At 59.9% G+C, this 24,922-nt stretch carries 24 protein-coding genes and 1 pseudogene; 9 read left to right on the plus strand and 16 right to left on the minus strand.

All coding sequences use genetic code 11. The features are described 5' to 3' along the window. The coding region (locus KGB24_RS29330) for a hypothetical protein (protein WP_411741941.1) at positions 1 to 114 on the plus strand (114 nt) is incomplete at its 5' end. A 204-nt stretch (positions 115 to 318) separates the two neighbouring features. Here the strand turns inward: KGB24_RS29330 and KGB24_RS01265 are convergent. Continuing rightward, on the minus strand, positions 319 to 726 hold the full coding sequence (locus KGB24_RS01265; protein WP_008025327.1) for an HPF/RaiA family ribosome-associated protein: 408 nt from the start codon (positions 724 to 726) through the stop codon (positions 319 to 321). A gap of 213 nt (positions 727 to 939) precedes the next feature. After that, positions 940 to 1,887 (minus strand): LysR substrate-binding domain-containing protein, encoded by a 948-nt coding sequence (locus KGB24_RS01270; RefSeq protein WP_008025326.1) that lies wholly within the window; start codon positions 1,885 to 1,887, stop codon positions 940 to 942. 135 nt (positions 1,888 to 2,022) lie between these two features. Here KGB24_RS01270 and KGB24_RS01275 point away from each other — a divergent pair, with 135 nt between their 5' ends. The 3 genes from KGB24_RS01275 to KGB24_RS01285 all read left to right on the plus strand — a co-directional run bounded on the left by KGB24_RS01275 (position 2,023) and on the right by KGB24_RS01285 (position 5,356). Beyond that, entirely contained in the window at positions 2,023 to 3,399 is a 1,377-nt protein-coding gene (locus KGB24_RS01275) for an L-serine ammonia-lyase (RefSeq protein ID WP_223415067.1), read from the plus strand. Between the two features lie 63 nt (positions 3,400 to 3,462). Further along, positions 3,463 to 4,764 carry an HAAAP family serine/threonine permease gene (locus KGB24_RS01280; protein WP_223415065.1) on the plus strand — a complete coding sequence of 434 codons (1,302 nt, stop codon included), beginning with the start codon at positions 3,463 to 3,465 and terminating at the stop codon, positions 4,762 to 4,764. Positions 4,765 to 5,038: 274 nt separating this feature from the next. Continuing rightward, positions 5,039 to 5,356, plus strand: a complete 318-nt coding sequence (locus tag KGB24_RS01285; RefSeq protein ID WP_192417341.1) for a DUF3509 domain-containing protein — start codon at positions 5,039 to 5,041, stop codon at positions 5,354 to 5,356. On the opposite strand, the gene KGB24_RS01290 is transcribed toward KGB24_RS01285, so the two are convergent. Beyond that, complete coding sequence (locus KGB24_RS01290) at positions 5,353 to 5,853, minus strand: phosphate-starvation-inducible protein PsiE (RefSeq protein ID WP_008025322.1); 501 nt, start codon at positions 5,851 to 5,853, stop codon at positions 5,353 to 5,355. The two genes, KGB24_RS01285 and KGB24_RS01290, sit on opposite strands and share 4 nt — an antisense overlap. A 371-nt stretch (positions 5,854 to 6,224) precedes the next feature. On the opposite strand from KGB24_RS01290, the pseudogene KGB24_RS01295 reads away from it, so the two are divergent. Next, positions 6,225 to 6,464: pseudogene (locus KGB24_RS01295) on the plus strand (YebG family protein); the annotation flags it as partial. Between the two features lie 164 nt (positions 6,465 to 6,628). On the opposite strand, the gene KGB24_RS01300 reads toward KGB24_RS01295, so the two are convergent. The 3 genes from KGB24_RS01300 to KGB24_RS01310 form a co-directional block, all read right to left on the minus strand. After that, the gene (locus KGB24_RS01300) at positions 6,629 to 7,060 is read right to left on the minus strand and encodes a hypothetical protein (RefSeq protein ID WP_008025320.1); all 432 of its coding nucleotides are present in this window, start codon (positions 7,058 to 7,060) and stop codon (positions 6,629 to 6,631) included. Then, entirely contained in the window at positions 7,057 to 7,872 is an 816-nt protein-coding gene (locus KGB24_RS01305) for a hypothetical protein (RefSeq protein ID WP_223415063.1), read from the minus strand. The genes KGB24_RS01300 and KGB24_RS01305 overlap by 4 nt, the downstream gene beginning before the upstream one ends. 117 nt (positions 7,873 to 7,989) lie before the next feature. Beyond that, the gene (locus KGB24_RS01310; protein WP_008025318.1) at positions 7,990 to 9,009 is read right to left on the minus strand and encodes a Glu/Leu/Phe/Val dehydrogenase family protein; all 1,020 of its coding nucleotides are present in this window, start codon (positions 9,007 to 9,009) and stop codon (positions 7,990 to 7,992) included. Between the two features lie 172 nt (positions 9,010 to 9,181). On the opposite strand from KGB24_RS01310, the gene KGB24_RS01315 reads away from it, so the two are divergent. From KGB24_RS01315 to KGB24_RS01325, 3 genes are read left to right on the plus strand one after another with little or no spacing between them, the layout of a single operon-like run. Then, entirely contained in the window at positions 9,182 to 9,985 is an 804-nt protein-coding gene (locus tag KGB24_RS01315) for a SirB1 family protein (RefSeq protein WP_008025317.1), read from the plus strand. A gap of 16 nt (positions 9,986 to 10,001) precedes the next feature. Beyond that, a complete protein-coding gene (locus KGB24_RS01320) occupies positions 10,002 to 10,319 on the plus strand; it encodes a hypothetical protein (RefSeq protein WP_223415062.1) in 318 nt (105 codons plus the stop codon). Between the two features lie 16 nt (positions 10,320 to 10,335). Continuing rightward, the gene (locus KGB24_RS01325) at positions 10,336 to 10,653 is read left to right on the plus strand and encodes a hypothetical protein (protein ID WP_223415060.1); all 318 of its coding nucleotides are present in this window, start codon (positions 10,336 to 10,338) and stop codon (positions 10,651 to 10,653) included. A gap of 109 nt (positions 10,654 to 10,762) precedes the next feature. Here KGB24_RS01325 and maiA read toward each other — a convergent pair whose 3' ends face one another. Genes maiA through hmgA form a run of 3 tightly spaced genes read right to left on the minus strand, consistent with a single transcriptional unit; the run spans position 10,763 to position 14,023 of the window. Beyond that, complete coding sequence (gene maiA, locus KGB24_RS01330; RefSeq protein ID WP_008037321.1) at positions 10,763 to 11,398, minus strand: maleylacetoacetate isomerase; 636 nt, start codon at positions 11,396 to 11,398, stop codon at positions 10,763 to 10,765. A gap of 12 nt (positions 11,399 to 11,410) precedes the next feature. Then, positions 11,411 to 12,715 (minus strand): fumarylacetoacetase, encoded by a 1,305-nt coding sequence (gene fahA / locus KGB24_RS01335; protein ID WP_223415057.1) that lies wholly within the window; start codon positions 12,713 to 12,715, stop codon positions 11,411 to 11,413. 3 nt (positions 12,716 to 12,718) lie between these two features. Beyond that, positions 12,719 to 14,023 carry a homogentisate 1,2-dioxygenase gene (gene hmgA / locus KGB24_RS01340; RefSeq protein WP_223415055.1) on the minus strand — a complete coding sequence of 435 codons (1,305 nt, stop codon included), beginning with the start codon at positions 14,021 to 14,023 and terminating at the stop codon, positions 12,719 to 12,721. Positions 14,024 to 14,188: 165 nt separating this feature from the next. Between hmgA and KGB24_RS01345 the strand changes: the two genes are divergently transcribed. After that, a complete protein-coding gene (locus KGB24_RS01345; RefSeq protein ID WP_008026998.1) occupies positions 14,189 to 14,983 on the plus strand; it encodes an IclR family transcriptional regulator in 795 nt (264 codons plus the stop codon). 25 nt (positions 14,984 to 15,008) lie between these two features. On the opposite strand, the gene KGB24_RS01350 is transcribed toward KGB24_RS01345, so the two are convergent. The 7 genes from KGB24_RS01350 to KGB24_RS01380 all read right to left on the minus strand — a co-directional run bounded on the left by KGB24_RS01350 (position 15,009) and on the right by KGB24_RS01380 (position 24,743). Then, complete coding sequence (locus KGB24_RS01350) at positions 15,009 to 15,344, minus strand: hypothetical protein (protein WP_223415053.1); 336 nt, start codon at positions 15,342 to 15,344, stop codon at positions 15,009 to 15,011. A gap of 140 nt (positions 15,345 to 15,484) precedes the next feature. After that, on the minus strand, positions 15,485 to 18,040 hold the full coding sequence (locus tag KGB24_RS01355) for a LuxR C-terminal-related transcriptional regulator (RefSeq protein ID WP_223415050.1): 2,556 nt from the start codon (positions 18,038 to 18,040) through the stop codon (positions 15,485 to 15,487). A gap of 140 nt (positions 18,041 to 18,180) precedes the next feature. Beyond that, entirely contained in the window at positions 18,181 to 19,548 is a 1,368-nt protein-coding gene (locus KGB24_RS01360; protein ID WP_008026993.1) for a DUF1329 domain-containing protein, read from the minus strand. A 23-nt stretch (positions 19,549 to 19,571) separates the two neighbouring features. After that, a complete protein-coding gene (locus tag KGB24_RS01365) occupies positions 19,572 to 21,365 on the minus strand; it encodes a DUF1302 domain-containing protein (RefSeq protein ID WP_223415048.1) in 1,794 nt (597 codons plus the stop codon). A 492-nt stretch (positions 21,366 to 21,857) separates the two neighbouring features. Next, a complete protein-coding gene (locus KGB24_RS01370; protein ID WP_223415046.1) occupies positions 21,858 to 22,769 on the minus strand; it encodes an SDR family oxidoreductase in 912 nt (303 codons plus the stop codon). A 289-nt stretch (positions 22,770 to 23,058) separates the two neighbouring features. Then, a complete protein-coding gene (locus KGB24_RS01375; protein ID WP_223415044.1) occupies positions 23,059 to 23,961 on the minus strand; it encodes an alpha/beta fold hydrolase in 903 nt (300 codons plus the stop codon). Beyond that, on the minus strand, positions 23,961 to 24,743 hold the full coding sequence (locus KGB24_RS01380; protein ID WP_008026984.1) for a class II aldolase/adducin family protein: 783 nt from the start codon (positions 24,741 to 24,743) through the stop codon (positions 23,961 to 23,963). Before KGB24_RS01380 ends, KGB24_RS01375 begins: the two co-directional genes overlap by 1 nt. Positions 24,744 to 24,922 lie beyond the last annotated feature (179 nt).

Genomic DNA, 24,922 nt, shown 5'->3' on the forward strand with positions numbered 1-24,922 from the left:
GTGAAAAACATCTTCAACCACCAGTACTTCACACGCTCGTTCGATGACAACAACAAGGGCAAGTACGTCGGGGAACCGCGGACGGTGTATGTGCAGACGTCGGTAGCGTTCTGATCTGAAGCCGCTCTCCACTGTGGGAGCGAGCCTGCTCGCGATGGGCTACAGAACTACGCGTTTATCCAGACAGCCAGCGTTATCGTTTACGACCATCGCGAGCAGGCTCGCTCCCACAGGGGCCAGCGATCGGCACAAACAACAACGGGCCTGCATAAGCAGGCCCGTTTTCAGTGGTGGAAAGATAAAAATGTAAATCAGGCGTCAGCCGTTTTGTGCAGCCTGTTCGTTCTCGAGAAACTCGTCTTCCAGCAGCGCATCGGCTGCACGCCTCTCGAACGGCACCACAGCGGCACGTGGTTTGCCCCGCAGTTTGCCGAACAGATGTTCCAGTGCATGTTCGAGTTTTTCAGCCGCACCGTCGATCGCCAGTTCCAGGTTTTCGGCTTTATGGGTGACAGAAATCGGTTGGTGGCCTTTTGGCCGCGCTTCCAGCTGGCAGCGCAAATCATGGGGACCGGGCTTGTCGCCGTTCTCGTCCCGCAGATGGACCTCGACGCGTGTCAGGTCCTCTTCATAACGTTCGAGCGTGCTCTCAATGGTAGTACGTACCCACTCCTCCAGTCGGATGCTGCTTTGAATATGGTTATCGCTGTTGACTTGGATTTGCATAGTTCATCCCTTATTTCAGCTAGCTCGCGAGAGGCCCCTCGGCTGGCCCTTGGGCGTCATCACCGTGACCTCTTGGTTACACAATCGGTCTGTACGCCGAACAATTCAACCCCTGAAAAAAGATAAATTTTCATACGCAAAAAAAGCCGGACAAGGAGCAAAAGCACTGTTAAGGTCGGGAGTTGGGTCGCTTCACTTCTTTGTCATAATTACTCACATCTGCCGCTCCGCCAGCGGGTGCAGGCTGCGAAAAACTCCCGCCTCCTCTACCAGCCAGTCATGTACCGCGCGCACGCCCGGATGGCTCAGCGCCCCCGGCGCGTAAAGCAGCACATAACGTTTGTGATTGGGTACCGCCAGCCCGAACGGCACAATCAACGTCCCGCGCTCCAGCTCATCGTTCAACAGCGTTCGCCGCGCAATCGCCACGCCCATGCCGGCAATCGCCGCTTCGATGGTCAGGTGATTGCGATTGAACGTGTGCCCGCGCCGCACGTCCGCACCTTCGAAGCCGATGGCGTTGAGATAGAACTCCCACTCCGCGTACTCGTAACTGCCGCGCCAGGCCGTAATGTCGTGCAACAGCGGAAAGTGCGACAGGTCTGCCGGGCCATGCAACGGCGGCCGCCCGCGCAACAGGCTCGGCGCGCACACCGGGAAGATCTGCTCGTCGAGCAAGGTTGTGGATAACAAGCCAGGATAGCTGCCGTCGTTCAGGTCGATGGCCAGGTCAAAGTCGCCCTCGTGCAACGGCACGCTGCTGTCCTCGGCCACCAGGCGCAACTGAATGTCCGGAAAACGCTGCTGCAAGCGCGGCAGGCGCGGGGTCAGCCATTTGCTCAGGAACGATGGAATCGACCGTACCCGCAGAATTCCGCTGATCATTCCCGCGTCCAGTCGTCGCAATTCCGCGTCGATGCTGCCGTAAGCCTCGTTGACCGTAATGGCCAGTCGCTGGCCTTGTGCGCTCAACTCCACGCCCCGGGCACGCCGGTGGAACAGTCGAAACCCCAGCCGTTCTTCCAATTGTCGGATCTGCTGACTGACCGCCCCCGGCGTGATGTGCAGTTCTTCGGCGCAGCGGGTGAATGACAAGTGCCGTGCGGCACAGGAAAACACGTGCAGCCAGACGTAAGTCTGGGCGTGCAATTGGCGACTCATTGTTTAGTCCTGCTAAAGGCTGTCTTAGGAAGTTTCGTTGGTCACGTAGGACCGAGGTAGGCAGTATCGCCGACATTGCGCTTGTCCTACAAAAATGGCAGCGATTTCTCTTCCATTGCTTGTATAGGCTTTAGCATGGCTATCAGTGTTTTTGATCTTTTCAAAGTCGGCATCGGTCCGTCCAGTTCTCACACCGTCGGCCCGATGCGCGCCGCCGCGACCTTTGCCCAGGCACTGATTGACCAGCATTTGCTGGACGCCGTACGCCGAGTGGAAATCCGCCTGTATGGCTCCCTTTCCGCCACCGGCGTCGGCCACGCCACCGACCGCGCCTGCGTCATGGGCCTGATGGGCGAATGGCCGGACAGCATCGACCCGACCTGCATCGACAGCCGCATCAAAACCCTGCTCGAGACCGGCGAACTGAGTCTGGCCGGTAAAACCACCATCGCCTTCAACTGGCAAAGCGATCTCCTGCTGCTCGACGAGAGCCTGCCCTACCACCCCAACGCCATGTCGCTGACAGCTTTCGGCGACACCGGCGAATTGGCAGAGCAAACGTACTACTCGATCGGCGGCGGTTTCATCATCGAAGCCGCCGAAGCCGAGTCAGGCATCGCACCGACCAGCGACGTGGTGCTGCCGTATGATTTTTCCAGCGCCGCCGAATTGCTCAAGCTCTGCAATCAGCATGGCCTGCGGGTTTCCGAGTTGATGATGGCCAACGAACGGGCCTGGCGCAGCGAAACCGAAATCCGTCAGGGCTTGCTGCACATCTGGTCGGTGATGCGCGAGTGCGTCGAGCAGGGTTTACGCCACGAAGGCATCCTGCCCGGCGGTCTGAATGTTCCGCGCCGCGCAGCGAAATTGCACCGCAGCCTGTTGGAAATCGGCAAGCCGAACGTCATCACTTCGACGCTGTCGGCGATGGAATGGGTGAACCTGTTTGCCCTTGCCGTGAACGAAGAAAACGCCGCCGGCGGACGGATGGTCACCGCGCCTACCAACGGCGCGGCCGGGATCATTCCCGCCGTCCTGCACTACTACATGAAATTCAACCCGGACGCGTCGGACGATGACGTCGTTGCGTTCTTTTTGGGCGCCGCGGCCGTAGGCATTCTCTGTAAGAAAAACGCTTCGATCTCCGGCGCCGAAGTCGGCTGTCAGGGCGAAGTCGGGTCGGCGTGCGCCATGGCCGCCGCCGGTCTGGCCGACGTACTGGGCGCCACGCCCGAGCAACTGGAAAACGCCGCCGAAATCGGCCTGGAACACAACCTGGGCCTGACCTGCGACCCGGTTGGCGGCCTGGTCCAAGTGCCGTGTATCGAGCGCAACGCCATCGCGGCCGTGAAGGCGATCAACGCCACGCAAATGGCCCTGCGCGGCGACGGCAAACACTTCATTTCCCTGGACCGGGTGATCCGCACCATGCGCGATACCGGCGCCGACATGCACGACAAATACAAAGAGACTTCACGGGGCGGCCTGGCTGTCAGCTGGGTGGAGTGCTGAGGAGCATTCCCGACCGTCCGCAACACGTGAGCCCGAGCAAGAATAATAACGAGGCCAATAACGATGACCGATGTACGTACACCTGCTGCCGATAATCCTGCTGTAGACCTGACACGCAATACCGAAACAGCCCACAAGGGCTGGAGCAAACACGACACCACCTGGATGCTCGGCCTCTACGGCACGGCGATTGGCGCCGGCACGCTGTTCCTGCCGATCAACGCCGGCGTGGGCGGCTTCTGGCCACTGCTGATCCTGGCGGTGCTGGCGTTTCCGATGACCTTCTTTGCCCACCGCGGCCTGACTCGCTTCGTGCTGTCGGGACGCTCCGGGGACATCACCGAAGTGGTGGAAGAACACTTCGGCATCGGTGCCGGCAAGCTGATCACGCTGCTGTATTTTTTCGCGATCTTCCCGATTCTGCTGGTGTACAGCGTGGCGCTGACCAACACCCTCAGCAGTTTCATGGAGCACCAGTTGCACATCGCCCCGCCACCTCGGGCGGTGCTGTCGCTGGGGCTGATCCTTGGTTTGATGGCGATTGTCCGCTGCGGCCAGGGCGTCATCGTCAAATGCATGAGCGTGCTGGTTTACCCGTTCGTCGCGGCGTTACTGCTGCTCGGCATCAGTCTGATTCCGAACTGGAACGGTGCGTTCTTCGCCACCGCCGGTGAAGGCATGCCGATGCCGCTGTTCTTCAAAACGCTGTGGCTGGCGATCCCGGTGATGGTGTTTTCGTTCAACCATTCGCCGATCATCTCCGCCTTCGCTGTCGATCAGAAGCAGCGGTACGGCGAGCAGGCCGAGCGCAAGAGCAGCGGCATCCTCGCCATCGCCCACGGGATGATGGTGGTGACGGTGATGTTCTTCTGTTTCAGCTGCGTGTTGGCCCTTTCCCCGGCTGATCTGGCGGCTGCGAAGGCACAGAACATCTCGATCCTGTCGTACCTGGCCAACCACTTCCAGACCCCGGTCATTGCCTACGCCGCGCCGCTGATTGCGCTGGTGGCGATCACCAAATCCTTCCTCGGCCATTACATCGGCGCCAGCGAAGGCTTTCAGGGCCTGATCGTGAAAAGTCTGCGTGGTCGTGGCCAGGTGATGTCGGCGAGCTGGCTGAACCGCATCACTGCGCTGTTCATGATCCTCAGCTGCTGGGCCGTGGCCACTTTCAACCCGAGCATCCTGCGCATGATCGAAACCCTCGGCGGGCCGATCATTGCGTGCCTGTTGTTCCTGATGCCGATGTACGCCATCCGTCGCGTGCCAGCTTTGCGCCAGTATTCGGGCCAGGCGTCGAACGTGTTTGTGGTGTTGATCGGTCTGATTGCACTGTCTGCGATCATCTACTCATTCATGCCCTGAAACGGGCAACGTTCTTGTAGGAGCGAGCCTGCTCGCGATGGACTTCAGAGCGCCGCGTTTACCGATAAACACGCGTAATCGTTGACGACCATCGCGAGCAAGCTCGCTCCTACATTGTCCGACAATCTTTCCGGCATGCCCCTTGCTACATCCCTGACGAGGCAAAAAGGATTTTTGAAAACCTCAGCGAGCGACATGCCAATGGTCCGGTGTTGCGAACCAACCCGATCATGGCCGGTCAACAACTGCACGTTCAATCAGGCGGTGACGCATCATGGACAACCCTTTTCAGCTCATTACCGATGCCTTTGCACCGGATTACCAGATCAACCTGAGCATTCAGGGGCTGGACGGCAGCATCATGCTGACCCTCTCCAACAGCGGCCGCGTCGTGGCCAAGCGAATGATCAGCGCCGAACAACGCAATGACCCCAAGCGCCTCAAACGCCTGGTGCAAAGTATTCAATTCGGCATCGCCATCGAGCAGGGTCACAGCGCAATGACCATCCTCGAAGCCATGACCGACAGCGACAATCGCACCCCACCGCCGCCATCGACCAAAGCCCACCCGCGCCCCGCCATGCGGCTTTAAATCTCGCCCTTCTCCACTTCGGGATGCTCACTGGAACCCGCACCGGTCTTGCGTTGCGGGTGTTCGATCTTCACCGAAGGGAATTGCGACGAGGCGTAACGCACCACCAGAATCGCAAACGCCAGCAGCAGAATCCCGCCGCACAGGTAAATGATGCCCAGGTCCGGCGGATTGTGGTGCGAGACGTTGGAGATCAGCAGCCGCGTCAGCGCGGTGATCGCCACGTAGATCAGGAAGCGCACCGGCATGTGATTGGTCTTGAAGTAAATTCCGACCATCGCGCCCAGTTCGAGGTAGATGAACAGCAGCAAGATGTCATCGATCTTGATGTGCCCCGCTTCGATCATCCCCAGAAACTCCATCACCGCCGCCCACGCGGTCACCGCACCGATGGCGAACAACGCCAGGTAGTGAAAGGTCTCGACGAACAGATTGCCCAGGGATTCGGCCAGTTGGTGCACGTTCTGCCGCAGGTTCTCGGCCCAGTTGATTTTCACGATGATTCTTCCTTAGCTCGGTTCGAGCGGATGATGCCGGTTGGACGTGACGGTTGTTCTGCATGCAGAAAAAAGGCCAGAGGTTGATGGTGAGATGGCGATAGGCTGCCAGTGGACACTTTTGTGGTGTCTGGACGGGCGCCTTCGCGGGCAAGTCGGACCGCCGCACCGCTCGCTCCTACAGGGCCGGTATTGCCAGTAGGAGCGAGGCTTGCCCGCGAATGGAGCAACGCGGTCTACCTGACAAACGCTGATTTCGGTCTACATTAAAAAGCCACTACCCAAAGCGCAGGGATTCGCTTATCCTTTTCGCTGTATAAAAACACAGTGGTCGAAACAGACAACTATCGTGAAGGCATGTGAGGTGGTGAATGGCCGTCGAAGTGGTATACCGCAGCAGCCGAGATCTGGAGCGCTTGTTCATGGATAAAGCCGAAGCTGACCGTCATGACAAAATGCTCGAACTGGCCGAATTGCTGGCTGAAGTGTTGCAAAAAGCCGTTCCGTCCCTGACCGAGCAGCAAGTGGAAGAAGCCGGGATCTACATGGCGAAGAACCGCGATGTGTTCGCCAAGGCGTTCAAGAGCCAGCCGGATGCGTTGTCCGAGCTGCTGAGCGCGCCTGTTGAAGTCGCGGAACAGGTTGAAGTGGCAGAAACAGCTGAGCCGACCAAGCCAGCCAAAGCCGCTAAAACGCCGAAGTAAGCAACAGCCGAATTGAACAGGCCCTGAGTCGAATGACTCAGGGCCTTTTTCATGCCTGCGAAAAACGCGGCTCAAACCGTTCGCGGCGTTCGCTCGTCTGCAGCTGTCGAGCCTCCACGTACTGACGCCCCCCATGGCGACTGCGGAGAAAGTCCCTGGATGACGTAGAGATACGTTTCTTGCGCTGCGTAGTCGAGCACGCTGATCAAACCGCCGACATAGCTACCGTTGTAAAGGAAACCATCAAAGTTATAGGTCACCGTGAAGGTGATCTGTGCCTCGGCACTTTTGCCCGAAGCCTTGATGGTGGTGCCTGCCGACGTTGATGGCGATGCGGTGCTCCCCTCGTACGGGATCGGATCCTGGTAAAAATCCGGTAGCGCCAATGCGCCCGTCACCGAATCGGTGTCGAGCGTCAACGTGCCGCTCTGCCAAACCTGCAACCCGTTCGGGTTGGCGCTCGCGTCGAACAGGCTGACGGAGAAGGTGTAAGAAGTGCTCATGATTTCACCCATGGCCGTTCAACGACGTTCAACAGGTAGACCTCTTCACTGTCAGGCGTCAGTGAAAACAGATAGCCATTGTTGAGGAAGTCCTCGTGATCGCTGACATCGATGGGCCAACCGGGGTACTGATTACCGCTGGCGTCCAGCACCCACATGAACTTGACGTTGTAGTCTGTCGGGGTGGCGGATTTGTAGACACCGCCGGCGACTTGCGTCCCGTCGTCAAATCGCGCCCACGCCATGACGACCGGCGAGCCAACACTGATTTCATCGGGCACCGGGGTATTGCCCTGCATGATCAGCGTCCACGCCTCTTTGCCGCCCGCAGGAAGCATCATTCGCGCAACGTATTGCGGCGTCGGCGATCCTGCTGCCTGAGCCGTTACGGCGCCCTGACCAACGCCCGTGCCCTGCGTGACATTGAGGGTATAACCAAACGTGTTTTCACCGGGCTGCGGCACCGGGCCGGTAATGGTGCAGATCAGGCCATTTTGCTGGGCGACCTCCACGTAGGGGTCCCAGGAACCGGGCGTCGATCCCGAATTGATAACGCAGTTGATGGCCGGGTTTTCAGACTGGTAGAGGGTGAAGAAGACGTTGCCGTCGTTGTCCCATAAACCGGTGCTCACCGGACCTGCGGTGCCGGGGGTGAAAATAGTGATCTGCCCGCCGTAATTGGCGCCGTTATCGTCGCTGACAAACGACACGCCAATATCAAGGCTGGAGTTGATCGTGAAATTGCAGGTGAGAGAAGAACTGGAAGACATGATTCGCTCCTTGAAATCACGAAAAAGCAGTGCGCCAGTCATGATTGCCCCAGACGCTGGCAGGCCCTCATCAACCGGGCGGGTGGCGTTGCGCCATCCCGCTTGCAGCGTAGTCAGGTCTTTAGAATTTGCCAGCGAGGTGAAGGACGCGGCGAGCCTTCACCGGTACAAGACTTTCTCCGCCAACTCATCCGCCACACGGGCGGGGGAACGTTTCTCAGCCTGGGCATGGGCGAACACTTCGGTCAGCCGTGAGCTGATTTTCGACAAGTGTGCAGTGATGGTCGTCAGCTCTTCGCCTCGGTGTTTGAGCGACACGTAGATCAGTCCGCCGGCATTGATCACATAATCCGGCGCATAAAGAATGCCTCGCCGTTCCAGTTGATCCGCGACATCCAGATGAGTCAGTTGGTTATTCGCCGAACCGGCCACCGCCGAGCATCGCAGTTGCGTGACGGTGTTGCTGTTGAGCACGCCGCCGAGGCCGCACGGCGCGAGAATGTCGCAAGGCGTGCTGAGCAACGCCTCGTTGGCAATCGGGTGAGCCCCGAGTTGCTCCATCGCCAGTTGCACCTTGCCGTGATCGATGTCGCTGACCAGCAGTTCGGCACCGGCGGCGTGTAACTGCTCGGCCAAGGCATAACCGACATTACCCAGGCCTTGTATGGCCACGCGCAGGCCTTCGAGGTTGTCGCTGCCCAAGCGAGCCATGGCGGTGGCACGAATGCCGGTGAATACGCCCATCGCCGCGTGAGGCGCCGGGTCGCCCGCCGAAGTGGTGCTGGTGACGTGCTGGGTCTGTTGGGCGATGCAATCCATGTCCGCCACTGAGGTACCGCTGTCGATGGCCGTGATATAGCGCCCGTCGAGCTGATTGATGCAGCGCCCGAACGCTTCGAACAGCGCGGCGCGGTTTTCCACATGGACCGGTCGAACAATCACCGCCACGCCGCCACCCTGAGCCAGGCCGGCCAGTGCCGCCTTGTAACTCATGCCTTGAGCCAGACGAATGGCATCCTCGACCGCGGACTCGTCGCTTGGATAGGCAAGGTAACGACACCCGCCCAGGGCAGGCCCCAGACGGCTGTTATGAATAGCAATGACCGCCTTCAACCCGGTAACCGAGTCGACGCTCAGATGCAGCGATTCAAGGCGAGTGCTTTGCATGAGAGCGAACATCGTAGGGGCTCCCGAATCACTTCTTGTAGTCGCCAGTATAGGCTTGCGCCCAAAATTTGCAGAAGCGCACCGGAATAAGCGGTGCCGCCATTCAGGCTTTCGGACATAACCTGCGCGGCACTGGACGAATGCCGCAGGGGAGGCTAAAACGAGGCATGTCCCGGAGATTTTGATGACGCCCCGCCAACGCTTTTTCGACTGCCTGCAACGATCACCGCCCGCGCTGTTCGAAGCGGCGCTGTGGATTGCCGTCGAGCACGATAAAGAGGTGGATCCGCAGGCGGTACTGGCGAATTTCAAGGACCTGCAACAGCGCGTCAGTTACGGCTTGCCGATGTTGCCGGTCAGCGAGCTGGCCCAGCCGCTGTTGCGACGCCTGAATGATCTGGGATACGCCCAGGACGATTTCACGCCATTGCGACCGCAAGTGGCCTTGCTCGACAAAGTGCTGGAGCGCCGACGTGGCCAGCCATTGGCCCTGGGCCTGATTGCGCTGGAACTGGCCAGAGGCCTGGAAATCCCCTTGGTCGGGGTCAACTTCCCAGGGCATTTCCTGCTGCGGGTTCCGGGGGCCGATCACTTGCTGGACCCTTGCGGCGGTCGTCGGTTGTACCCCAACGATTGCCGGGAACTGCTGCAACGCCAGTACGGCCCGAACATGAAACTCAGCGCCGAACATTTGCTGACGGCCGAGCCGGTGCAAATGCTCCAGCGGTTATCACGTAACCTGCGCCAGTTGCACCTTTCCCACGATGACTACATTGGCGCGTTGATCGACGCCGAACGCGTGCTTGAACTGGGCAACGCCAGCGCCTCCGACTACCTGGCCCGGGCCAGCCTTTACCAGCGGCTGGACTGCCCGAACGCCGAGCGTTTCGATCTGGAGCATGCGCTGCTGCTCAGCGACGACCCGATCCAGCGGATCCGCCTGACCGAACGACTCGGGCACCTGCCCCCCAACTCAATCGTCCACTGAACCTGCAGGCGCCGGCTTGCTGGCGATTCAAACACCACGGTCAGTCAGGAATACCGCGTTATCGTTCATCGCCGGCAAGCCGGCTCCTACAAAAAACTACGCGGTATTTGAACCTGTAGGAGCCAGCTTGCTGGCGATTCAAACGCCGCGGTCAGTCAGGAATACCGCGTTATCGTTCATCGCCAGCAAGCCGGCTCCTACAAAAAACTGCGCGGTATTTGAACCTGTAGGAGCCAGCTTGCTGGCGATTCAAACGCCGCGGTCAGTCAGGAACACCGCGTTATCGTTCTTCGCGAGCAAGCTTCGCTCCTACAGGGAATTGCGCGGTATTTGAATCTGTAGGAGCCAGCTTGCTGGCGATTCAAACGCCGCGGTCAGTCAGGAATACCGCGTTATCGTTCATCGCCGGCAAGCCGGCTCCTACAAAAAACTGCGCGGCATTTGACCCTGTAGGAGCCGGCTTGCTGGCGATTCAGACGCCGCGGTCAGTCAGGAACACCGCGTTATCGTTCATCGCCGGCAAGCCGGCTCCTACAAAAAACTGCGCGGCATTTGAACCTGTAGGAGCCAGCTTGCTGGCGATTCAAACGCCGCGGTCCATCAGGAACACCGCGTTATCGTTCTTCGCGAGCAAGCTTCGCTCCTACAGGGAATTGTGCGGCAATTGAACCTGTAGGAGCCGGCTTGCTGGCGATTGATACGCCGCGGTCAGTCAGGAACACCGCGTTATCGTTCATCGCGAGCAAGCTGGCTCCTACAGGGGGCGGTGTGATGTTTTCAAGGAGTGTCTGGCTGATTGGCCGGGTGCGCTTTCATGAACGCTGGATGCGTCGCGGCCAGCGTCGCCACTCGACGAATCCGTGGGTATGCCTCCAGCGAAATGTTGAAACGTTCAGCCGCGTACAGCTGCGGAATCAGGTACACATCCGCCAGCCCCGGTTCAGCGCCGAAGCAATAACCTTCATCACCAATCAACTGTTCCACCGTCGCCAGCCCTTGGCTGATCCAGTGCCCGATCCACTCGACCACCTGCGGTTCGTCGTGGCCCAACTGCCGCAGCCTGTTGAGCACGCTGACGTTGTGCAGCGGATGCACGTCGCAGCCAATCACCGCCGCCACACCGCGCTCATGCGCGCGAGCGGCGAGGTCTTTGGACAGCAGCGGCACCTGTGGATAACGTTCCTCCAGGTACTCGATGATCGCCGGAGACTGGATCAGCAACTCGCCTTCGTCGGTGCGCAAGGCCGGCACCCGGCCTTGCGGATTGATCGCCAGATACGGTGGCTGGCGATGCTCACCGCCCGGCGGCGCGATCAGGTTGATCGGCAGCGCCCGGTAATCCAGGCCCTTCAACGCCAAGGCGATACGCACCCGGTAAGACGAGGTCGAACGGTAGTAGGTATAGAGTTCCATGACCCGTTCCTCTTAACGCGCCGGCAGCACTTTGCCGCGGCATTCGCCGAAACCGATGGAGGCAAAACCGTCGCGGCTGCAACGGGCGCGCAGGATGATTTCGTCGCCGTCCTCAAGGAATTTACGCACTTCGCCGGAAGCCAGTTCGATCGGCTTTTTACCGCCCTCGGTGATTTCCAGCAGGCTGCCGAACTGACCGTTTTCCGGCCCCGACAAAGTGCCCGAACCGAACAGATCGCCGGCCTGCAACTGGCAGCCGTTGACGCTGTGGTGCGCGACCATTTGCGCCACGGTCCAGTACATGTGCCGGGTGTTGCTCAGGGTCAGTCGATGGGCCGGCAGGTTCTGCTCGCGCATGCCTTCGGTGAGCAGCAGCACTTCCAGTTCGATGTCGAAGGCACCCGCGGCCTGGTCACGTTTGTCGAACAGGTAAGGCAGCGGCTGCGGATCGCCTTCCGGACGCGCCGGTTGCGCACGACGGAACGGCTCCAGCGCTTCGGCCGTCACCACCCATGGCGAGATGCTGGTAATGAAACTCTTCGACAGGAACGGCCCCAAAGGCTGGTATTCCCACGCCTGGATATCCCGCGCCGACCAGTCGTTGAGCAGGCAGAAACCGGCGATGTGATCGGCGGCGTCGCCGATGGCAATCGAGTCGCCCATGTCGTTGCCCTGGCCGATCCAGATGCCCAGTTCCAGTTCGTAATCCAGCCGTGCACACGGGCCAAAGGTCGGTTCGGTCTGACCGGCCGGCAGGGTCTGGCCTTTCGGCCGGCGAACGTCGGTGCCGGACGGGCGAATGGTCGATGCGCGGCCGTGGTAACCGATCGGCACGTACTTGTAGTTCGGCAGCAGCGGGTTGTCGGGACGGAACAGTTTGCCGACGTTTTGCGCGTGCTCGATGCCGACGTAGAAGTCGGTGTAATCGTTGATTTTTGCCGGCAGGTGCATCTCGCAGTTCGCCGCCAGCGGCAGCAGTTTTGCACCTTGGGCTTCGATCTTGCCGTGCAGGGTGCTGCCTTCCTTGAACAGTTCGATCAAGCGCTCACGCAGGGCAACACGAGCCTCGCGGCCGAGTTCGAAAAACGCATTGAGCTGACCGCCACGGGAGGCTTCGACCGCCGCTTTTGCAGCGCCGTCGAACAGGCCGGCGTCGAGTGCCGCTTGCAGATCAAAGATGTGTTCGCCAATCGCCACGCCACTGCGCGGCGCAGAGCCCTTCACGCTGAACACGCCCAGCGGCAGGTTTTGCAGGGGGAAGTCGACATGGCCGTTGGCGGAGGCAACCCAGCTACGAGTGATGGAAGTCTGAGTCATGGGTTATCTCCGGGTCGGGTCGAAAGTGGCGGGCAGCGTGGCCCAGCAGGCATCGTAATGGGGTTGCAGCTGTGGGCAGTCGAGGGCGAAGCGACTCGGGCGCAGCACCTGGCTGGTCTCGAACATGAAGGCCATGGTGTTGTCGATTTTCGCGGGTGCAAGCTGCGCGTTGATTGCCTTGGTGCAGGTTTCGCCGTCCGGGCCGTGGGCGCTCATGCAGCTGTGCAGCGACGCACCGCCGGGCACGAAGCCTTCGGCCTTGGCGTCGTACTCGCCCTTGATCAGGCCCATGAATTCGTTCATCAGGTTGCGGTGAAACCACGGTGGACGGAAGGTTTTTTCGGCGACCATCCAGCGTGGCGGGAAGATCACGAAGTCGAGATTGGCCAGGCCGTGGACGCTGGTCGGCGAAGTCAGGACGGTGAAAATCGAAGGATCCGGATGATCGAAGCTGACCGTACCAATGGTGTTGAAACGGCGCAGGTCATATTTGTACGGCACGTTATTACCGTGCCAGGCGACCACGTTCAGCGGCGAATGATCGAGCTCGCAACCCCACAACTGGCCGAGGAATTTCTGCACCAGGGTGGTCGGCTGCTTGAGATTTTCGTAATGAGCGACCGGGGTCAGGAAGTCCCGTGGATTGGCCAGACCGTTGCTGCCGATCGGTCCGAGGTCCGGCAGGCGCAATGGCGCGCCGTGGTTTTCCGCAATGTAGCCACGCGCCTGCGGGTCGAGCAGTTCGACGCGAAATTTCAGACCACGCGGCAGTACGGCGATTTCCAGCGGCTCGAGTTCCAGCACGCCCAGTTCGGTGGCAATGCGCAGGCGGCCCAGCTCCGGCACCAGCAGCAGTTCGCCATCCGCGTTGAAGAACACGCGCTCCATGGAGCGGTTGGCACGGTAATGGTAAATGCTGATTCCGGCCGGTTTTTCCGCCGCCGAATTGGCAACCATGCTCACCAGCCCGTCAATGAAATCGGTGGGCTCGGTCGGGATGTCCAACGGGTTCCAGCGCAGGCGATTGGGGGTCACTTCACCCAACGGTCCGCCGGCCAGTTGCCGATCCAGTTTGACGAACGCCGGGTGATTGGCCGACGGCTGAATGCGGTACATCCAGGTCCGCCGCGCTTCGGCGCGAACCATGGTGAACGCGGTGCCGGAGAACAGCTCAGTGTAGAGGCCGTATGGGGCTTTTTGCGGGGAGTTCTGGCCGACGGGCAGTGCGCCAGGCAACGCTTCACTGCTGAACTCATTGCCGAAACCGGACTGATAAGCCAGCGCGGGCGCCGTTGAATCGAGGTTCATGGAGCCTCCTGAACAGGGAGTAGGCAATGGCCTGTCGCTCTGTTGCAGAGGTCTCGGCACGCCTGGGTTATTTTTATCGTAATTCAATTACGCATAACGTAATTTGATTGGTATTGACCGTCAAGCTATAAAGACGCCCATTCGTCCCGGGATCAGACTGCCTCCATGGAAACGCCGCGCAACAACGACAAACAGAAAGTCCGCTCGGCCGAGGTCGGCACCGACATCCTCAAGGCACTGGCCGAGTTGTCGCCATCGACTTCACTGTCGCGCCTGGCCGAGCATGTGCAGATGCCGGCAAGTAAGGTTCACCGCTATCTACAGGCGTTGATCGCCAGTGGTTTTGCCGAACAGAACACCGCCACCAACCATTACGGCCTGGGCCGCGAAGCGCTGCGCGTGGGGTTGGCCGCACTTAACAGTATGGACGTGCTGAAAGTCGCCGCCCTGCCCCTGGCCGAACTGCGCGATGAATTGAATGAAACGTGTTTTTTGGCGGTGTGGGGCAATCAGGGCGCAACCGTGGTGCATATCGAACCGGCGGTGCGCGCGGTGACCGTGGTGACGCAATTGGGCTCTGTGTTGCCGTTGCTCAGTTCATCCACGGGATTGGTGTTCGGCGCTTATCTGCCCAAGCGTGAAACGGTGGATTTGCGCGAGCAGGAAGTGCTGGCAAGCAATTCCCATACGTTGGCGGACGATCAGGCTTATGTGACCTTGTGTGAACAGATCCGCGAGCGCGGCCTGCACCATGTGCATGGTTTGTTGATGCCCGGCGTCGATGCGTTGTCGGCCCCAGTGTTCAACGCGGTGGGAAATGTGGTGGCCGTCATGACTATCGTTGGCCCGGCGTCACTGTTTCACGCCGACGAAAACGGCCCGGCGGCGCAGCGATTGCTGGCGGCGACGCGGGCCGTAAGTTGGCGAATGGGGTATGAGCCATCCGCTTTCACTGGCTAACTAAGTTGTCAGCCTACTGCCGTGATTACTTGCTTCGGTAGGACTCGACCACAACACGACCTGCATTATTAAGATCGATGATGTCCAAACCGGCAACTCGATCAGCTTTATCAAAAGTCCACCGTTCGGAAAAGATGCCTGCGTAAACAGTATTGAAAGCAGGCAACTCATCCGCCTGCACTTTTTCCATGACAGCCCAGCTCAAACTCTCGGAGTAATCAACTACCTGTTTCCCCTCGTCGTTGACCACTACCGAATTCAGGTAGGTCTCATCGACGCTGATGGAATACCCCATATGACCGAACACCTCAGCCAGCTTCTTACTTACTTCTTCCAGCAACTTATTACTCACAAATAGCATCCTTACTAATAATGGAAGTCGGCCAAAACACATTCAAAAAAGATAAACACTGATTGACGGGGCGACGCCCACTTTATAAACAACTCAATTAACTTAGTACACCCCGCAACTTGTATGCAGACGTAAACATACCGAACACTTCAAATAACAATCCCCAGAACTTTGGCTTTGGCCACAGCCTGAGTCCTTCGTTCTACACCCAACTTCCCATTGATCCGCCGCGCGTGGGTTTTAACGGTATGTAACGATATGAACAACTGATCAGCTATCTGTTGATTGGAGTTACCCAGAGCGACTAACTCAAGCACTTCTATTTCACGCTGACTCAAGCGGTTCTGGACCGAAGCCAACGGTTCAGCAGGGTTACCCGACTCGGTACGCCCGATCGCCTCCGGCAAGCGTGGCTGGCGCAATTGCAGATCGCGCAGGGCCTGTTGAAGATTGCAGCGCTCGACCAGTGCCAAACCTTCCTGCATCGCCTCGCGAGCGGCAGGCATGTCGCCCGTCAGCCAGGCCACTTCTGCCAGCGCCAGGTGCAATTGCGCTTGCAGCCCCGCCATTCCCCGTTGACGCGCCCAGTGCAACTGAGCCTCGAGCTGCACCAGAGGGTTTGGCGCCTGCCCTCGATACACTTCGGTCAGCACCAGCAGGTATTCAAGGCCGGGAATCAGCTCCAGCGTCGCCGGCGGCGCCTGACGAGCATGGACGCCGTGATAGTGGCGCAGCACCCGGGTCAGGGCTTCATGGGCCAAATCCGGACGGCCCTGCTGTAGCCAGAAATGGCAGCTGTATTGCAACAGAACACTGCGGTAGACCGTGTCTGGAATCCGTCGCTGTTGCATCAATCGTTCGGCGTCACGCAGCAGGACAAAAGCCTGGGCGTAGTCCTGGCGATTGGCGGCCAATTGCGCGAGGCCGAGGAAACCGTACAGCACGCGTTTGTCCTGGCTGCGTAGGCAGATTTGCAGGCCGCTCTCGAAGTAAGCGGCCGCCTGCGTCTCTCGTCCCTGACACAGGCTCAAGCGTCCGCGCTGCAAGGCAATCCGCCCCAGCAGCGGTTGGGCCAGCGGTTGCTGCTGGACGAGCAAGCCATGCATGTTGGCCAGCAGGGTTTCAGCCCGGCCGGACGCTCCACGCTGCTCGAGCAATTGCGCATGATCGAGCTCCAGCAGCCCTTCGAACACCAGCGAACCTTGCGCACGCGCCAGGCACAACGCCTCACGGTTGGTCGCCTGCGCCACGTCGAGCTCGCCCCTGAGCAAGGCTTGCTGGGTCAGCGCTGACAGGCACATCAGCCGAGCCGTCCAGAGCGAGGGGTCGAGTTCGTCGAGTGCCTCAAGCAAATGCGCGCGCGAAGGCTCCATGCGCCCCTGCAAATGCAACAGCCAACCCTGCATCGCCTGCCAACGCGCCATCAGCTGCCGTTGATGCAACGCCGACGGCTGAGGGGCGAAGCGTGACAAATGCCCGATGCACTCACCCGCCTGCTCGAACCGCCCGGCAAACAGCAACGCCGCGGTGATCAGCCCCACCAGTTGCGGCGAGCCAAGCATCAGCTCGTCGCCTTTGTGCTCATGCAGACGCAACAACAGCACCACGGTCTGCTCTTCGAACAGATGCTCGAAACTGAAATGCTGCAACAGGCTGACCGCGACCTCGAACTCTTCGGCCAGCAAGGCTTGTTCAAACGCAGCTTTCCAGTCCAGTTCGGCGGCGAACCACTGACAAGCGCGGCGATGCCAGGAACGTCCCGCCGGCCATTGCTCTTCGCGCATCAATTGCGTGAGGGGGGTGAAAATCTGCAGCCAGTCGGTCGAGTCCTGCCAGGGCTCGATGAAGCAGCCCAACGCCTGCAACGTGCTCAGGCATTGGGCGCCCTCGCCTGCACCGAACAGGTGGTCGCATAACCGCGCATTGAATCGCTGCAAATGGGCCAGCACCCGCCAGGCTTCTGCCAGCTCCGGGGTCAGCATGCCGAACAATTCGTGTTCGAGGTAATCGTGCAGGGTGTCCGGCCGACCGTGCAGCGACTCGTTGCGCGACCAGTCGCATTTTTGCAGCAGCGCTATCCGCACACCTGCGCACCAGCCACCGCTGAGTTCGATGATCCTGCCGGCACGTTTCGCTGCCTGCTCCGGCTCCAGGTGATGCAGCAGTCGGGCAATTTCCGTTTGAGTGAAGGCCAGCGTGGCGCGCTCGCAGTCGTACAGCTCATCGGCGAGCAACAAGCGTGGCCAATTGCATTGCGGGCGGCGGCGACCACTGAGCCACCAGGTAATCATCGGGCTGCTGATGGCCAGCAACCGGTCGAGCAGCAGGTCCAGCTCCGGGTTGGGCGTGCGGCAATAGTCATCGAGGCACAGCCAGGTCGGCGTCTGCCATTGAGCCAGCGATGACAGCAATGCGGATTCGTCTGCCGTGGCCAATCCCAACGCGTGGGCCAGCCGCTTCCGAAAATCGGCAGCCTCCATCGGCTCCCCCGCCAACGGCAACCAACAGACCCGACACTGCTCCGGTGCCTGCAACAGGCATTCGATCAGCAGCGCACTCTTGCCACTGCCAGCCGGCGCACAGAGCAATTTCACGCGTGCGGTCGAGGCCAGTAACGGCTCGATCAGCCGCTCGCGAGACTGGTGGTGGGACGACAAACGGGGCAGAAGTCCAGGACGGTCCAGACACGGGGTCATGGCGGTCATAGTGGTGCGCCTTTTTATAATTGTGGCGCCACCCTAGCCCTCTCTACACGGCTTGTTGAAGAAGTATTCAACACACTTATCGACACCTATAAAAAAGGTGACCGCGAAGTCACCTTTTTCTGTAGAGCCTGTAGGAATGATTACCTCACCCCTGTACTCCGCAGCGCTGCTGGCGTGTAGTCACCTGCTTTGGCATCGATACCGAATTCGAAGCTGCGCTTCTCCTCGTTCTTCATCCCCAGTGCGATGTAGCGACCGGCGATCAAGTCGTACAGCGCTTCAACGGTGTAGGCCGGCACCTGGTGATCGTAGTAGAACTGGGCATGACCTTCGGCCACACGCCACAGCTGACCGCGACCGTCATAGTGATCGGCCAGTGCCACCTGCCAGCTGTCTTCGTCGATGTACATGTGACGCTTGGCGTACACGTGCCGTTCGTTGGGCTTGACCGTGGCGACAATCTCCCAGACCCGGTGCAACTCGTAGCGTGTGAGGTCCTGATTGATATGCCCGGCCTTGATCACATCGGTGTACTTGAGGTTGGGCGAGTCGAGCTTGTAGCTGTTGTAAGGGATGTACATTTCCTTCTTGCCGATCAGCTTCCAGTCGTAGCGATCCGGTGCGCCGGAAAACATGTCGAAGTTGTCGGTGGTGCGCAACCCGTCGGACGAGGTGCCGACGCCGTCATAGGCCACCTGCGGTGCACGTCGCACGCGACGCTGGCCGGCGTTGTAGATCCAGGCCTTGCGCGGTTCCTTGACCTGGTCGAGGGTCTCGTGAACCAGCAACACGTTGCCCGCCAACCGCGCCGGCGCCGTGACTTCCTGCTTGAAGTAGCTGAGCACGTTGTCGTCGCTGCCGGGTTTCAAGTCCCCCAGCAGCGAAGGCACTGCGACCTCATCCTTGAAGCGGATCACCGTGAAGTCGCCATTGGACTGCGGCGTGGCCTGGGTGATGGTGCGACGCAAGTTACCGCCGTGATAACGGGTGACGTGGTTCCAGATCACCTCAACGCCGTTCTTCGGAATCGGAAACGCGTAGTAGCGATTGCCGGTGAAATTGGCCAGGCCATTGCCGTCGTTGATCGGCGTTACATTCAGCGCGCTGCGCTTGGCCGACTCGTAGATGTCCGGTGGCACGGCCACTGTACGGTGGGTCGGATAGACCGGGATCTTGTAGGTCTCCGGGTAGCGTTTGAACATCGCGATCTGGCCGTCGGAGAGCTTGTCCTTGTATTTGTCGACGGTTGCCGCCGTGATGGTAAACAGCGGTTTTTCATTGGCGAACGGGTCGGCAAGGAACCCTTTACTGTCCACCGCACCGGCGTTTTTCGGGATGCCGCCGGTCCATGCCGGAATCGAGCCATCGGCATTACCCGCCTTCTCGGCGCCCAACGGCGTCAGGCTGGTACCGAGTTTGTTGGCTTCTTCCGGCGACACCGCGGCCATTACATCAACGGCCAACAGGCTCAGGGCCAGAACGCTGCATTGCAGAATCATTTTGCGCATTGAAATCATCCTTCTCAGCCAGATCAGAAGTTCACGCCAAAGCTCAGCGCCAGGAAGTCGCGATCTTCCAGGGTGTTGTAGTCACCGCCGAAGAAATCGGTGTAACTCAAGCTCGCGGTGTAGGTGTTGCGATAGTCCGCATCGACGCCGACGCTGATGGCTTTGGCGCCTTCGTTGAACAGCCCGTTGGGGCCGTAACCGGCGACGTCATGGGACCACGACAGGTTGGGTTTGAAATTGATCCCGGCGATGACGTTGTTGTAATCAAGGATCGCGCGGGCGCGGTAGCCCCAGGACGTCGAGGTGACGAAACCGTCGGTATCACCGCGGAAACCGTACTGTCCGTAGACCGAGTCGCGGCCGTAACGCAGCTTGCTTTTGTCTTCCAGCCCGCCGACGTGAACAACGGCCGCCTCACCCACCAGGGTCAAACGGTCCGCGCCGGCGATCTGATCGATGAAGTGCGTCAGGGTGCTCTGGATTTGCGTCACTTCCTTGCGGCGATAGCCTTTGTTATCCGCCCCGGGGGTCGTGGCGATTGGCGAGGCCGCGCCGCCGGCAATCGGGTTGAGCAAGGCCAGTGTCAGGTCGGTGCTGTTGACCTGTACCGGTGCGTTGGGGCGGTAGCTGATCTCGCCGGTCCATGCGGTGCCGGTCGGCAAGGTGGTGGAGAAACTCGCGCCGTAGAGGCGGATGTCTTCCGGGTATTCGAGGTAGTACTGACCGCGACCGAGCATCACGCTCTGGGCCAAGGCCGAACCGGTGCCGGGTGCAATGGCGTTGGCGGTACCGACGATGGCCGGAATCCGTGCCAGCGTCCCCGCGCCGGCAGTGGTGGTGCCGACATTCGGCGTGCGGCTGTGGTAGTTCATGAAGTACAGGCCGTACTCGGTGTCATCACCCAGCCAACGCAACGCCGTGCCCCATTGCCCGGAGTCGCGGGCGTCGCGGTCGCCGCCACGGGGCACGATCACCCCTTCCTTGCCGACCTGGAAGCCTTGGCCAAAAGCGGCAGCGATCGGTTGCAACGGTGCAATCGCCGGGCTGGCGACCGTGTATCCCGTGTTGCAACCATCTGCCGCCACGTCCCCGCCGAAGAAGGTGCCGCAGTTGTCGAGAACGGTCTGGTCCCACTCCAGTTGATAGAAGCCTTCCACCGTCAGTCTGTCGGTCAGGCCCTGGGAGGCGAACAGCATGTTCACCGGAATCAGGCCTTCCTTGATTTCCGCGCCAGGACGGCGGAACGCTGAAACGTCGACCGGGTTGATGCTGTTGATCGAGTTGCCGATGAAGGTACTTTCGCCCCAACTGACCACCTGTTTGCCTGCGCGAAAGGTGCCCGGCAGATCGGCGATGGAGTAGTTGTGATAGACGAACGCATCGAGGATCTGCGCGCCGGCAGACTTGGAACCTTCTTTGCGATTGTGATCGCTGATCGGCTTGAACTCGCGGTCTTCGTCCTTCAGTTCGAAGTCGTACCAATACTTGCCACGGACGAACATGCCGGTGTCGCCGTACTTCAGTTCGAGGTCGTGAATACCCTTGAAGATCTTGGAGTAGGTTTCGCCCTTCTTGAAGTTCAGACGCCCGTCGTCACCGGTCGACGCCTGGCCGGTCCCGCCGTTGACGATGCCCACCAGCGATTTATCGGCATCGCGCATGCCCCAACTCGCGCCGACGGACAGCGAGGAGTCGAATGTCCCCTCGATTTCGCCAATGTTGAATGAAACGGCCTGCGCCTGGGCACAGCAACCCAAGGCCACCGCAGCGGCCAGCGCCTGCGGTGTGAAGATGGCGCGCATTGTTGTTTTTGTCATGCGTCTTCCCCGGTGAGTGACAGAAGGCCACACCCTACTGCCGCAGGTCGGGAGCGATAAGCGCACCAAGGAGGTATTCGTTGTGTCGCTCTAAAGGATGAATGGCCTTGCGGCGCGGGGAGTTGCGCGAGGTATGGATGAAGTGGATGGAGGTTCATCAGCCGGATGCATGAGCGCGAGACTATTGCCCAGGCTGCAATACTGCATGTCTGGAATCGCTATTTTTCCTTTGGACTCAAGCGCTTATTCTTGTCGGGCTTTCACGGCAACAGCCTGACAGCACACAGCGATGGCGTGTGATCAGTCCGCGCCATTGGCGACAGATTTCAGATGTGTCGAAGGTTTCGACTCATCGCCCCGTGTTCACTGACGTTGATTTGTAGCTCCTTGATCCAACGTCTTACTTTGGCCGCTGCGTTTGCAGCGGCCTTTTTTATGGGCGATGGTTTTGGGGAGGCAGGACTCAGGCGAGCCCTGCGCGAGGCGAAGGAATCAGAGGGAATACTTCTGCAAGTTGCCCATCATTTCCTTCAGTGCTTCGATGTTGTCCTTCGGATGCGCTGCGCCTTCGAAGTCGCAGATCTGCTGCCAGTGCGCCGCCACATCTTCCGGTGAAAACCCGGCCCGTGGATCGAACCCGGCGCCGAGGCTGCGCTCCCAACGCACCTTGCCCATCCAGCCGCCACCGACCTCAAACAACCCCGAGGTTTCCTGGCAGTTTTCGCTGGCGAGGTACACCACCAGCGGGCTGACCAGTTCCGGCTTGAGTTGTTCGAACACTTGCGGCGGGATCAGGCCTTCGGTCATGCGGGTGCCGCCGGTAGGCGCAATGGCGTTGACCAGGATGTTGTTTTTGCGGCCTTCGATGGCCAGGGTGCGGGTCAGGCCGTAGAGGCCGAGTTTGGCCATGCCGTAGTTGGACTGGCCGAAGTTGCCGTAAATCCCCGAAGTCGATGCGGTGAAGATCACGCGACCGTAATTTTGCTCGCGCATATGAGGCCAGGCGGCACGGGTAACTTTGTAGGCGCCTTCGACGTGGACGCGATAGACCAGGTCCCAATCGGCATCGTCCATTTTGTGGAAAGTCTTGTCCCGCAGAATCCCGGCGTTGTTGACCACCACGTCGACACGGCCGAAAACGTCGAGGGCGTTCTGGACGATTTTGTCGCCGTCGGTGACGGAGTCATGGTTGGCCTCGGCAATGCCGCCGGCCTCACGGATTTCCGCGACTACGCGGTCTGCTGCCGAAGCGTTTGCACCTTCACCTTGCGCCGAGCCTCCGAGATCGTTGACCAGCACCCTGGCGCCCTGTTTCGCGAACAACAGCGCATGAGCGCGGCCCAGGCCACCACCGGCTCCGGTGATGATCACGACTTTATCTTCGAAGCGCACAGGCTCATTCATTAGGGGGGACTCCAGCAGGCCGAGGGACAATAAGTCCGAGTCTCAGGCAAGGCGCCGCGGGTCACAATGAACACGGGGTAGGCTGAATGGTGCTCGATAAGGCCGGGGGATGATGAGCGCGTGGACCGAGTCACGGGCCATCGCCAGCAAGCCGGCTCCTACAGGACCGGGGTGCCCCAAACTCATCAGACACCACAAAAACCCTGTAGGAGCCGGCTTGCCGGCGATGGCAATCCGACAGGCACCACAACCCTCAAGGACGCATTCGCCGGCAAGGTTGCGGTGATGTCTACGAACAGGCCACTTTCAGCGGCGTTGAAATCAGCCGGTCGCGAAACGCCAGATAATGCTTGAGCACCTGAGCCGGTGCTTCGGTTTGCGGGTAATGGCCGATGCCGGGCAGCAGGACCGTATCCGGGTTCGGGATCAGCTCCCGATAGCGTTCAACCATGTGCCCGCCAGAGATCGGATCGACCTCGCCATCGATCACCCGCAACGGCACTTCGCCGCGCTGCATGGCACTCACCCAACGCTCGCGCTGAACCCGACGTTCGGGGATGTAGGCAATCAGCTTGTGCATGATCCGTGGCCCGTGATTGCTGTCGATCAGGCTCCAGAAATCATCCATCTCACTCTCGGTAGGACGGCTCTGCGGTCCGAAAATCTGGCGGAAACTCTTCACCAGCGCATCACGGGAAAACGCGCGACCGATCATCCAGCCCACCGGGCTGAGCAACAGTTTTTGCATCAGTACCGGACGATGGGTTTCAGGAAACAGCCCCCCATTGAGGAACACGCAACTGGCGAGGTGAATGCGCGCCTCGTAATGCCGGGCCAACAGTTCCTGAGCCACGCTGTCGCCATAATCGTGGGCGAGCACGTGCACCGGCTGCTCGACGTTCAAATGTTCCAGCAACGCCTGTTGCAGATCGGCTTGCGCCAAGAGGCTGTATTCATGATCCACCGGTTTGTCTGAATCGCCGAAACCGAGCATGTCGCAGGCAATCACCCGATAACGCTGGGCCAGCGGCTGCCACAGGTAATGCCAGTCCCAGCTGGCGGTCGGGAAGCCATGAATGAGCAACAGCGGCTCACCCTGCCCCGCCGTCCAGTAACGCACCGTCTGATCACGAAAGACGAACGTCTGGCTGCGCTTGCGCCAGACACACAGGGGGATCTCGGCGAGAGGCATCAGAGTTTATATCCCGCGTCTTGTTTATCGAGTTTGCGCAGCAGCGCCGGCCAGGCCAGTGCGCCGCCCATCCCTTGTGCACTTTTGGTGACGCCGGCGATCATCGCCTTGGCGCCCGCCAGAATCTGCGGTTCGATGGCGATGAGTTCCGCACCACCGTTCTGTGCCAGCACCTGGATTTCGCAGGCGCGCTGGAAGGTGAACATCATCAGGAACGTGTCAGCGATGGTGCCGCCGCAGGTCAGCAACCCGTGGTTGTGCAGCATCAGGAAATTGTTTTCACCGAGGTCGGCCTGCAGCCGCGCCTTCTCTTCGTGGTTCAGCGCAACGCCTTCATAGGCGTGATACGCCAGGCTCGACAGAACAAACAGCGACTGTTGGCTGATCGGCAAAACGCCTTGCTTCTGCGCCGACACCGCAACGCCGGCCGCCGTGTGCGTGTGCAATACACAGACGACATCGTGCCGCACTTCGTGCACGGCGCTGTGGATGGTGTAGCCCGCCGGGTTGATCTCGTAGGGGCTGTCCATCAGCTTATTGCCGGCCTGATCGACCTTGACCAGGCTCGACGCGGTAATCTCGTGGAACATCAACCCGAACGGGTTGATCAGGAAATCTTCAGTGCCCGGCACCTTGGCGGAAATGTGCGTGAAGATCAGATCATCCCAGCCATGCAGGGCGACCAGACGATAACAGGCGGCCAGATCGACACGGGTCTGCCACTCGGCGGCACTGACCTGGTCTTTGACACTGTGGGGCGATTGGACGGGGGCTACGCTCACGACAAGGAACTCCTGTTCTTATTGTTTTGCTCACGTTTAGCAGTCTAGTCAGCCCCCGGGGTTCATGTAGTTGCATTGGCAGCCAGCTTGATGACCTAGCGAGTCACTGCGCCAGACAGCTTGGATCCATGTCAAAGTACCGCCGCCAACAAGGGGTCAGCGAACCGGTCAGCAGCCAC

The sequence above is a fragment of the Pseudomonas sp. BF-RE-25 genome (assembly GCF_019956105.1).
Classification (GTDB): Bacteria; Pseudomonadota; Gammaproteobacteria; order Pseudomonadales; family Pseudomonadaceae; genus Aquipseudomonas; species Aquipseudomonas migulae.

Excerpts from the sequence above, each read along its gene's own strand:
- KGB24_RS01275 (WP_223415067.1), top strand. The coding sequence starts at position 2,023 with ATGGCTATCAGTGTTTTTGATCTTTTCAAAGTCGGCATCGGTCCGTCC.
- hmgA (WP_223415055.1), bottom strand. The coding sequence starts at position 14,023 with ATGAACCTCGATTCAACGGCGCCCGCGCTGGCTTATCAGTCCGGTTTC.
- KGB24_RS01270 (WP_008025326.1), bottom strand. The coding sequence starts at position 1,887 with ATGAGTCGCCAATTGCACGCCCAGACTTACGTCTGGCTGCACGTGTTT.
- KGB24_RS01370 (WP_223415046.1), bottom strand. The coding sequence starts at position 22,769 with ATGAATGAGCCTGTGCGCTTCGAAGATAAAGTCGTGATCATCACCGGA.
- KGB24_RS01305 (WP_223415063.1), bottom strand. The coding sequence starts at position 7,872 with ATGACTGGCGCACTGCTTTTTCGTGATTTCAAGGAGCGAATCATGTCT.
- maiA (WP_008037321.1), bottom strand. The coding sequence starts at position 11,398 with ATGGAACTCTATACCTACTACCGTTCGACCTCGTCTTACCGGGTGCGT.
- fahA (WP_223415057.1), bottom strand. The coding sequence starts at position 12,715 with ATGACTCAGACTTCCATCACTCGTAGCTGGGTTGCCTCCGCCAACGGC.
- KGB24_RS01315 (WP_008025317.1), top strand. The coding sequence starts at position 9,182 with ATGACGCCCCGCCAACGCTTTTTCGACTGCCTGCAACGATCACCGCCC.
- KGB24_RS01280 (WP_223415065.1), top strand. The coding sequence starts at position 3,463 with ATGACCGATGTACGTACACCTGCTGCCGATAATCCTGCTGTAGACCTG.
- KGB24_RS01360 (WP_008026993.1), bottom strand. The coding sequence starts at position 19,548 with ATGCGCAAAATGATTCTGCAATGCAGCGTTCTGGCCCTGAGCCTGTTG.
- KGB24_RS01285 (WP_192417341.1), top strand. The coding sequence starts at position 5,039 with ATGGACAACCCTTTTCAGCTCATTACCGATGCCTTTGCACCGGATTAC.
- KGB24_RS01300 (WP_008025320.1), bottom strand. The coding sequence starts at position 7,060 with ATGAGCACTTCTTACACCTTCTCCGTCAGCCTGTTCGACGCGAGCGCC.
- KGB24_RS01265 (WP_008025327.1), bottom strand. The coding sequence starts at position 726 with ATGCAAATCCAAGTCAACAGCGATAACCATATTCAAAGCAGCATCCGA.
- KGB24_RS01350 (WP_223415053.1), bottom strand. The coding sequence starts at position 15,344 with ATGCTATTTGTGAGTAATAAGTTGCTGGAAGAAGTAAGTAAGAAGCTG.
- KGB24_RS01310 (WP_008025318.1), bottom strand. The coding sequence starts at position 9,009 with ATGTTCGCTCTCATGCAAAGCACTCGCCTTGAATCGCTGCATCTGAGC.
- KGB24_RS01375 (WP_223415044.1), bottom strand. The coding sequence starts at position 23,961 with ATGCCTCTCGCCGAGATCCCCCTGTGTGTCTGGCGCAAGCGCAGCCAG.
- KGB24_RS01355 (WP_223415050.1), bottom strand. The coding sequence starts at position 18,040 with ATGACCGCCATGACCCCGTGTCTGGACCGTCCTGGACTTCTGCCCCGT.
- KGB24_RS01365 (WP_223415048.1), bottom strand. The coding sequence starts at position 21,365 with ATGACAAAAACAACAATGCGCGCCATCTTCACACCGCAGGCGCTGGCC.
- KGB24_RS01345 (WP_008026998.1), top strand. The coding sequence starts at position 14,189 with ATGGAAACGCCGCGCAACAACGACAAACAGAAAGTCCGCTCGGCCGAG.